The 9,612-nt window shown below is 38.2% G+C and carries 8 protein-coding genes; all 8 read left to right on the top strand.

Annotated elements, in window-relative coordinates; genetic code table 11:
- The first annotated feature begins 88 nt into the window (after window positions 1–88).
- The 8 genes from UF75_RS22725 to UF75_RS22695 all read left to right on the top strand — a co-directional run bounded on the left by UF75_RS22725 (window position 89) and on the right by UF75_RS22695 (window position 9,323).
- A complete protein-coding gene (locus UF75_RS22725) occupies window positions 89–1,990 on the top strand; it encodes a hypothetical protein (RefSeq protein WP_045576814.1) in 1,902 nt (633 codons plus the stop codon).
- 142 nt (window positions 1,991–2,132) lie between these two features.
- A complete protein-coding gene (locus tag UF75_RS22720; protein ID WP_045576813.1) occupies window positions 2,133–2,687 on the top strand; it encodes an HD domain-containing protein in 555 nt (184 codons plus the stop codon).
- A 20-nt stretch (window positions 2,688–2,707) separates the two neighbouring features.
- On the top strand, window positions 2,708–5,206 hold the full coding sequence (locus tag UF75_RS22715; RefSeq protein WP_045576812.1) for a hypothetical protein: 2,499 nt from the start codon (window positions 2,708–2,710) through the stop codon (window positions 5,204–5,206).
- A gap of 9 nt (window positions 5,207–5,215) precedes the next feature.
- Window positions 5,216–6,442: a hypothetical protein gene (locus UF75_RS22710; protein ID WP_282433851.1), complete on the top strand. Its 1,227-nt coding sequence runs from the start codon at window positions 5,216–5,218 to the stop codon at window positions 6,440–6,442.
- A gap of 83 nt (window positions 6,443–6,525) precedes the next feature.
- Window positions 6,526–7,398 (top strand): N-acetylmuramoyl-L-alanine amidase, encoded by an 873-nt coding sequence (locus UF75_RS22705; protein ID WP_082075300.1) that lies wholly within the window; start codon window positions 6,526–6,528, stop codon window positions 7,396–7,398.
- A gap of 86 nt (window positions 7,399–7,484) precedes the next feature.
- On the top strand, window positions 7,485–7,631 hold the full coding sequence (locus UF75_RS29425) for a hypothetical protein (protein ID WP_197079507.1): 147 nt from the start codon (window positions 7,485–7,487) through the stop codon (window positions 7,629–7,631).
- 279 nt (window positions 7,632–7,910) lie between these two features.
- A complete protein-coding gene (locus UF75_RS22700) occupies window positions 7,911–8,321 on the top strand; it encodes an acyl-CoA thioesterase (protein ID WP_045576809.1) in 411 nt (136 codons plus the stop codon).
- Window positions 8,322–8,372: 51 nt separating this feature from the next.
- Complete coding sequence (locus UF75_RS22695; RefSeq protein WP_045576808.1) at window positions 8,373–9,323, top strand: ADP-ribosylglycohydrolase family protein; 951 nt, start codon at window positions 8,373–8,375, stop codon at window positions 9,321–9,323.
- Window positions 9,324–9,612: the final 289 nt, after the last annotated feature.

The raw sequence follows: 9,612 nt of genomic DNA, 5'->3' as shown, positions 1-9,612 counted from the left end.
CCTGCCGAAATGATAATAAGAGAACTGGGGGATTAAATATCAAGACAAAAATGTTAAAGACAAGAAATTTAAAGAAGCATATGCATCCTTGAAAACAGATACTAAGTGGATAATACCAAAAGGATATGATAAAAGCCTACCAAATCCATGTAAGTTTATTGAAATGGCTGAAGAATGGGGCATGGAGAGTATAGTCCCTTTTTTCCTTTCCAGTAGTCACAATGATTTTCATGCAGGTAACATAATTATCCAAAATGGCAAACCTGTAATTATTGATTTTGCCGAATACAAAGTAGACAGTAATATTTATTATGATCTAATGTATTTGGAATTCCATATTCTCTTTGACTATTTTAAACAAATCAACCTCAATAAAATGAATGTTTGGGCAAATTATTGTGAAGCTCTATCAGATGCTAGCAAAAGTATATTTGACATTAAAATCAAGGGCTTGGAGGCTGCAGGAACCTTGGGAAGTCTCATTCATTCCCTAAGAAGTAAGATGCGACCTCATGCAGAACACACTGAAGTTGAAGAATATCATTTACTAACTGCGGCTGTTTCGGTTGGGCTGAATGTTATGAGAAGGTCTGCAAAGATTGAGGAAAGAGAAGCGGCCTTTGTCTACGCGGCATTTTTCATGAAGGCTTTAAGGAATAACATGGGGATCAATGATAGATGTGATTTTGAAGATTTATCAGATATGAACAATAGAAAATACCATTATGATTTGGAACAAACGCCAACAAAAAAGATGCCCAATGAAGTGTATGCAATTGAATTATTGGAAAAACCGGTAGTGATTGAACGTAATGAAGATGAATTTACTGTGATCATTGACAGATCAGGAACCAATGAAATAATCATAAATAACAAAACGAAAAACTCAAGATTTGATTTAGAACTCAAAGAAAATAGGGAGACGTTGAATGAGTTAGATAAAGGGCTTTTCGAATTCCTGGCTAGGAAGACTGGGAAAGAAACCTATACTCTGGATCTATCCCCTTATGGGGTTAAATTTCGCTGGGCATCGGGCGGAGGAGTCCCGATTATAAGACAAGTTGAGCCGGGCGGAACAGTGAAAAAATCAATCGCCTTATTTTTCAGAGATATTGCGCCAGTCGGTTGGAACATTGCGCTGGGTGGATCTCAGAGAAACTTTGATTTTGAAAGAGGTACTGCTACAGAACTTGAAGATGAGTTGGAAAATCCGACAAAAATCAGCAGACGCGAATTTATGGAAGAATTATTAATTTTATCTGAGAGCTTGGATGATATTCCCATGGAATGTAGGGAACCAATCAACAGGAAATATCGAGTGTTTTCTTATTCGGAAGAGACAAATTATCCAAAATTCATTAAAAGACACATAGGGTTGAGAAGAGATCCAAGCTATGATAATTTGATTTTGAGTCCAAGTAAGGACAGGATCAAATTAGAAACCTTAGACACAAACATGGAATTGATCATTAAGAATAGAAAAGGTACTGAGGGTGAAGCCTTTTATAATATCTTAGTTGTGCCTGATATTGTTAATTTCGGAATCGAGATTGTTAAACTATTTCAATTTGATTTAAAAAAAGATGATTACATCCTAGATGGCGAAATCATGGATGGTGAAATCAAGGATGAATTAGTCAGGATGCCGGTTGCGCTGATTGATTTGGATTATATCAAGGAGTATTTTAAGTCTTTCGATAGATTAAAGGTTAAATTCACCAATGAAGAAAAAAAGTTCCCATCGATCATAGTGGAAGAATCAAGCATGAAATTGGAGGATCATATCCATATATTTCAATGGGATGTAAATCGAAGAAACTATATTAAGGACAATAAAGAACGTGGTATAGGAAGCGAGTTCGTCAGATATAAAAACTGGTTTAATGGATATGGATCAAATTTTGACCCGGAAAATTTTGCACCATCAAGATTATTTACTCCCGCTACAGCAAAAACACTGAACTTGATGATCATTCAGGGTATTATTTAGGGCAAATTACCTTTAGACTGAAATACCCTTTAAGATGAAATGAAATCCCGATTAGGGGAAATCCAAAAGGTATTATGTTCAGTTAAAAAATTAAATTGTTGACAAGTTATGAAGAAGTTGGCTAATAGAAGGCAGGTAAACCATGACACTTCAGGATTTATATCAAAAAGCAATATCCTTTGCAGCTATTGCGCATAAGAATCAGATGGTGCCGGGACAACAGTATTCATACGTTGTCCATTTTTCAGAGGTGGCTATGGAGGTCTTGTTTTCACAAAATGACGGCGGAACAGGGCTTGCCTCCGATATAGACCTGGGGCTTGCAATGCAATGCGCACTATTACATGACACGCTCGAAGATACAGAAACAACGTATGAACAATTAAAAGAGGCTTTTGGTAGGGCAGTTGCTGATGGCGTCCTTGCTCTGACCAAAAATAGGGATTTGGATAAACCCCTTCAGATGGTGGATAGCCTTTGTCGGATTGTTTTACAGCCAAAAGAAATACAAATGGTTAAAATGGCCGACAGAATCACAAACCTCCAGGAGCCGCCTAGCCATTGGACCCCTGAGAAGATTAGGAGTTATCAGAATGAGGCCCGCTTGATTTACGACTACCTTAAGGATTGCTGTGAGTTGTTGGCAAGAAGACTTGAGATTAAAATTGAAGAATATGATGCTTATATAAATAAATAACTAATAGAGGAAGATAGAGGATGAAAGAAATTGAGTTCAGCTATAAGTTTGTTAAAGCAGAAAGTATCGTCGATGATTCAGGCTTAGAAGGGACACTGGGCTTAAAGAAAGACCGGATTTTTCTTGATGCCGGGAACAGATTTGAAACTGGAGCCATCGACTATCATCAGTTAAAATCCCCCATAGTGGTTGACAATAAGGTCTGCATTAGTGTTGCTGCTCTTGTTGCAGCATTTCCAGAGCTTGTTTTGAACAATCTATCGGAGAATGCTGAAAGAATTGAGTTTGTTTTACATCGAAGTCCTGATATGGATTGCATTGTTTCGGTTTATATTGCTCAAAAATTAATTAAGGAAGGCATGTTAGGAATTACACCTCAGCTCGAAAAAATCATCCAATATGTCAAAGATCTTAACTCGGGCAGGAATAAAATCAACAGTGACTTTTTGAAGATGCCGAATAACCTGGTATATGCCATAGAAGAGATAGAATCGGCAAAGCTCAAGAAAGAATTCAAATCAAAAGGCGTGGAGATAACTGAAGGGGCGGAAGATGAACAATATTTTCAGCTATTATATGAAAACATAATGCTGAAGGGCTTGAAGTTGCTAGAATATATAGCTGACAAGGTATCCGGGTTTGCAGCAAATGATGGCATTCTGAATTCGCCACTGCTACTCACCGATTACCACGGGCTAGATGAAGAGTATGAGCTGATAAAGGACGATTACCATAAATATTGTAGGGAAGTCTACGGCGAAAATTCCAATTGCAAACAAGTGAAGATAAAGCTTCCGCTGAAAGAAAGCTATGCCGGTGTAGATGAACAACTTAAAGAAGTGGACGGGCTGAAGTGGAGTGATATTCCAGAATGCGTTTTTCCAGAGTATTGGGCCAGACGGGACGGAAATGCGCCGGGTAACGATGGATATGTTTTCACCTTTATTCCTGTCTATAAAAACAAGGCGGTCGATACGAAACTATTAAGAGAGAAGAAGCTTCAAAGGGAAGTAGAAGTCAACAGTGTGCGTATTGCCGTTGATTCAACCAAGAACGTAACCTTGCAGGGGTTGGGCGAACTGCTTGAAGTCAGAGAACAGGAAAAGGAACAGACAGTTTTTGATGATGATGAGCTTTCTGTTTGGAGAGATAGAAGAAGTAAAACAGACGGTTGGGGATATGAACTATGGGATTTTGTCAACATTGCTTCGCCTAGCGAGGGCAGTATTTTAAGTATCGAGGAAATATATGATATTATATTGGCTTTCGAAAAACCGTTATTCAATACGTTTGTAGCAAGAATTGTTATACCGTTTAAATATGACGCAAACTTATTCGAAGAAATTGAACCCGAGGCAAGCTTGCAGGAAGGCATCAATAAAGAAGTTGGCAACTATTTTTTACCCTACATCAATGAATACTATTTTAACAACAAACAAAAAAACTCAAAGCAAATATGCAAATTTCTTAGGGTAAAAACCGATAGTATCAAATTGATCGGGTCAGACTGTAAATTATTTGAGAATAATAGGGTTAGAAATCAGAATCATACTGATGTCATTGTATTTTCGCACGGAACAGGAATTATCTATACAGATTTCTATAATAATAATTTAGCGTTTGATAAGGTTTTGGAGATGAACTACGAACTTCTCAAATCAAGCAAGAACGCTGTTGAACAATATGCTGCACAACTAAAAGACAAGCTAAACTTCGCCGTTAGCATCGAAAAAGAGTATATGAAACTCTATAATTATATCGACGCTGATGAAAGGACATTTCACCAGTCACAGCTTAAAGGGACTTTATATCGAATTGCAAATGCGATAGGAAACAAGCAGGATTATCGCGCGTTAGTATTTAACGAAGAAGAAAAGAATAAAGGGTTGATCCAAATAAATAGGTCCGCATTTTTTTATGCGAACCGACTGAGTTCGGTATTATACACAGTTAACACCGGTTCCGATAAAACGAAAGTTAGAAAAAGAATCGAAGGTCTTGAACATGACTATTTTAAGAAGCACTTTTTGATTTTTATTCTAGCGCTTGATTTACAGATGAATTTAATTAAATACGCGATTGACTTGGCGAATTATGGTAAGTCCAAAGGGGCGTCTTCAATGAACCATATCAATGGACTTAGAGAAAGACTGTTGAACTTTACTGCTGTTGCTGTCTTCAGCCAAATAACCAACGATGACATTGGCATGCTGCTCTATCGCAAATGGAGTGAGATATTTGAAAACAAACTAATTCATAAGGAAGTGTTCACCCAACTAAGTGCCTTAGATGAGTTTAATATAGCCAGAGTTTCCCGCAGGATGGAAAAATTCTCATGGATATTCCTGCCGATCGTGACTTTATCAGCGTTCTTTTGCATTGGATGGGTTAAAATTATACCCTTAGTCGGAGGAAACATGGGCTTGGATAAAAGTTGGTGGTACATAGTCATTGGAGTGTGTGTTGCTTGGATCGCATATTTTATTAAAATGGACTATTTTTATAAAAAAGATAATTGATAAGGTGATGTGAAGAATTTGAAGAAACGACTTGAAGTGCTACAACGAGAAATGGTGGCAAAGGGAATCTCATTAATCATTTCATTTGCTGGAACAGATGAGGGTTTGAAAGGAAAGGTCATTAATGAGCTGATTTTGAACCTTGATCAGAGGAATATCAATGTATGCCATTTGGATAAAAAAGAAGTGTTGAACTATAAGGGTCCGGTGTTAAAGAAGCTTTGGGAGTATGTGCCGCAAAGAGGCAAGATGACGTTGGTGGATAACAGTTATGAATCATTACTTGAAGAACAAATCAGTCAAGAACTGATTTCTGAGGATGTTTCTGAATTCAGGAATTATCTGACAAGGAATAATGTCGTATCACTCGATTTTGACCTTAACGAAGAAAGTATCGATCTCAATCCGGAATCAGACCAATTTGAGGGATTCGTTGATGGGTTGAGAGCAACGATTATTGTGCAATTGGAAGCCAAATTACGTGAAAATAGTAATGAGGCTGAGGCAAGTTTTTCATTTCCGTCTAAAAAGAATCTGAATCTTGATGATCTTACTTTTTCAAATCACTTATCTAAGGCTGAGTATTCCGAAAGGGTAAAGGAATTTGAAGACTCGCTGAGAGACATTCCACAAAGACTTGGGGAAAAGAAGAAATCGTTGATGATACTGTTCGAAGGGCTTGATGGCGCCGGCAAGGGTACATGCATAAAAGAAATCGCGAGACACTTGGATCCGAGAGAGTACAAGGTTTATCCCAGAGTATTGCTGAAGGATTTTGCAAAAGGATACCCTGATTTATATTACTATTGGAAAGCTGTGCCTAAATATGGCAAGATCTCAATCATGGATAGAACATGGTACAATTGGGTGCTTGATAAAAGGGTGAATAATGAGTGTGATGAAAAAACGTCCGCAATAATGATGAATGAGATTAAAGCAATGGAAAGGCAAATGACGCACGAAGGGGTAATTTTGCTAAAGTTCTGGGTATGCATCAGTTATGAAGAACAGGGGAGGCGCTTTGCAAAGAGAATGCTGGATCCTGCAATGATGGAAAAATCATTGGCCGACGATTTGGAGAACAGAAAAAACTGGAGCAAATTTAAAGAATATGCTGAAATTATGATAACCGAGACCTCTACAGCGCATGCCCCGTGGGTTGTCATTGAGGCGAATTCTTTGGACTATGCCAAAGAAATGGCTTTGAAAGAGATAATAGAAAAAATAGAAAGATAGAAATATTAGTTTTTCTGTAAGGTTGTTCCTACGTGCGTTAAACATAACAGTATAAGGAATGATGCTTATTTTTGAGAGGGAAAATGATGAGAAAAACATATAAAATTTTGGCCGTACTACTGACCGTGGGAATGATGTGCGTAAGTCTTAGTGCATGCACCAAAACAAATAAGCTGGAACCTGCAGCTGGGATCGAACTATCTGAAGCTTCTGAGAACAAAACCCAGAGTACTGACAACAGTCCCATCGGAGATGTTGCTCAAGCTGCAATTCCGAAAACCGACAATACGCCGTCCCAAACAAGTACCCCGACTCCAATTGTAAAGTCAATTGGCAAGGTTATTGTCATTGACCCTGGTCATGCGAATAAAGCAAATCTCGAATTGGAAGCCAATGCTCCTGGTTCTTCTGTAATGAAGATTATGGACGGAGGTGGAGCTGCTGGAATAGATACAAAGACACCAGAGTATTTAATTAATATGAAGGTTTCCTTACAGCTAAGAGATTTACTTCAAAAAAAAGGATATACTGTCGTAATGACTAAGACAGATAACTCGGTGAGCCTAGGAAATATACAACGAGCTGAAATAGGAAATAATGAGAAGGCAGCACTTGTTATAAGAATTCACGCGGATTCCTCAGAAAATACTACAGTAACTGGAGCTTCAATGTTAGTTCCCTTGCCAATAAATGAAGGAACTAAAGTAATAATTGATGAAAGTAATCGGTGTGGTCGAATAATACTAAATTTACTTACTAGCGAAGTAGGTATGAAAAACAGAGGACTTGCTCCACATAGCGATATGACTGGCTTTAATTGGTCAAAAGTACCGGTGATACTCGTAGAAATGGGATTTTTATCAAACCCAGATGAAGATAGGAAGTTAAGTGATGCAAATTATCAGGCTAAACTGGCCAGTGCACTTGCTAATGGCATTGCGGAGGCATTGAAATGAAAGCTGACAAAATGGCATAAATTAACGTTTTAGAATTCTTGCTTTTGCAGAAACTAAATTTAATTGATGTAAAAGGAGATTAAAACATGGCAACTTTAGGTAAAAGCAACAATACAAATTTCTTACCAAAAGGAAATACTCCTAAACCAGGAATAATAACACCAAAGTCAAAAGTAATTACGGAAAAGACGGATATCTCAACTAATGAAAATGCAGATCCCAGTCATAGTTGATTATTCCCAAAAGAAACTAGTGCAGTTGTAAGATTTCTGAGTGGGTTGAATCACGAGACTTATTTTTTAGTAGAAAACCTTTCGCTCTGTAAGATTTTCTGACGCTTGATTGAGCGTCTTTTTCATTGAATGGAGGAATTTGGCGACTTTTGAAGAATCATTGTTATCAGAATAGCAGTCGCCGGATCACTCAAAGATGGGAAAACGTGTAACGCTTTCTAAAGTAGAACTGGTGAAGGAACCACAGGAGTGGATTGAGTCTGTAAAAGGAGAGTTATAATGGATTTAACAAGTTTTCCTGTCCGAGTCAAGTTACTGATTACAGAAGCTGAGATGGGTATCTCTGGACATATAAAAAACATTTACTATGTAAGATACTTTGAATGCGCCCGGGAACAATATCTTTATATGATCGGGATAAAAGATCTGATGTCCAGGACGGGCATAGGTACAATATTGGCTCAATCGGTCTGTAATTATCTCAAGCCGTTGGCGTATCCAGATCAAATAACTGTAGGTGCGAAAGTAAAGTCAATCGGTAAATCGAGCTTTGTCTTGGAGTACATAATTGTTAGCGAGAAAATTGGAGTTTCGGCTTCTGGAGAAGAAGTTATTGTCATATACGACTATAATAATTCTAAGAAAACGGAATTACCCTTGGGGATTAAAGAAGCCATTGAAAAAGTATAGAAGTATAAATTTGCAGACATGATCTCATGGCAATAAAGGGGAGGGTTTCATATGAAACAAGATGCAATAATAGGTGGAGTCATGGGAGTTGTTATAGGTGACGCTTTAGGATTACCTGTCCAGTTCATGACGAAACCAGAAATAAGGAAAAATCCGATCACGGATATGACAGGAGGAGGTGCTTTCGGTCTTGAACCGGGTGCTTGGTCGGATGATAGTTCTCTAACCTTATGTTTAGCTGAAAGTCTGTATGAGGTAGGTTACAATCCAGCAGATATTGCTCGGCGCTTTGTGAAATGGTATCGTGATGGCTATATGACCCCGTTCGGTGAGTCCTTTGATATAGGAACTACTACATCAGTAGCCATGAAAAGATTGATCCATGGGGTTGCCCCATTTAAAGCGGGTCCCACTGATGCAGAGAGTAATGGAAATGGAAGCCTGATGCGAATTCTCCCGGCTGCTCTTTTTTTTGCCCATGAATCCGATTACACTATGATTCAAAGGATATGTGAGGTTTCCAAGATAACGCACGGACATCCGCGCAGTCAATTAGCGTGTAGTTTGTATTCTCTGTTTGTGAAGGATTTGCTAAAAGGGAGTAGTCCCCAAAAAGCCTATGAAAATTTGAGACTGAAATCTCAAGCCGTATTTTTTGTAGACCGCAAAATAGGTAAGCAGTTAAGTCATTTCAAGCGTATTATTAGCGGCGAACTACCAAGTCTTGCTGAGAGTGAGATAAAATCTGGGGGTTACGTGGTTGAATCCTTGGAAGCTGCTCTCTGGAGCTTTCTCACCACATCGTCGTTTGAGGAAGCAGTGCTCACAGCAGTAAACTTAGGTTGGGATACCGATACAGTGGGTGCCATCACGGGTAGTATGGCTGGCGTTTACTATGGATTTTCTAACATTCCCGCTCATTGGCTGAGAAAACTAATAGACTATGAAAAAGTACTGGGTCTAACTAATCAATTTGCCGAACGGGTACTACAAAAAGGGTGATTATCATATTGAGGGATAGGCTTGGATTCACTCAAGTCAAATGCTCTATTGAGTCGGAGAATAAGTAAAGGGAAATTATGTTAGACAGAAGGTTTTATATAATATAAAATAAATTTAGAAAATGGTTGTTAGGGTTTAATATTGATCCAAAAGATAGTTGGATAGGAGTCGTCGTATGGGACCGTTTCAATTGCAACCTTTCACTGAGGATGAGGAAAACGTTATTTATGAGATTATAAGTTGCGATAATTTTAATCAAACCAGAAAACTTTCTATTATTTTATTTTTC

The organism is Desulfosporosinus sp. I2 (assembly GCF_000960765.1).
Taxonomy (GTDB): Bacteria; Bacillota; Desulfitobacteriia; order Desulfitobacteriales; family Desulfitobacteriaceae; genus Desulfosporosinus.
Note: the sequence above shows the minus strand (reverse complement) of the source record. Positions and strands in the feature narration are given on the sequence as shown.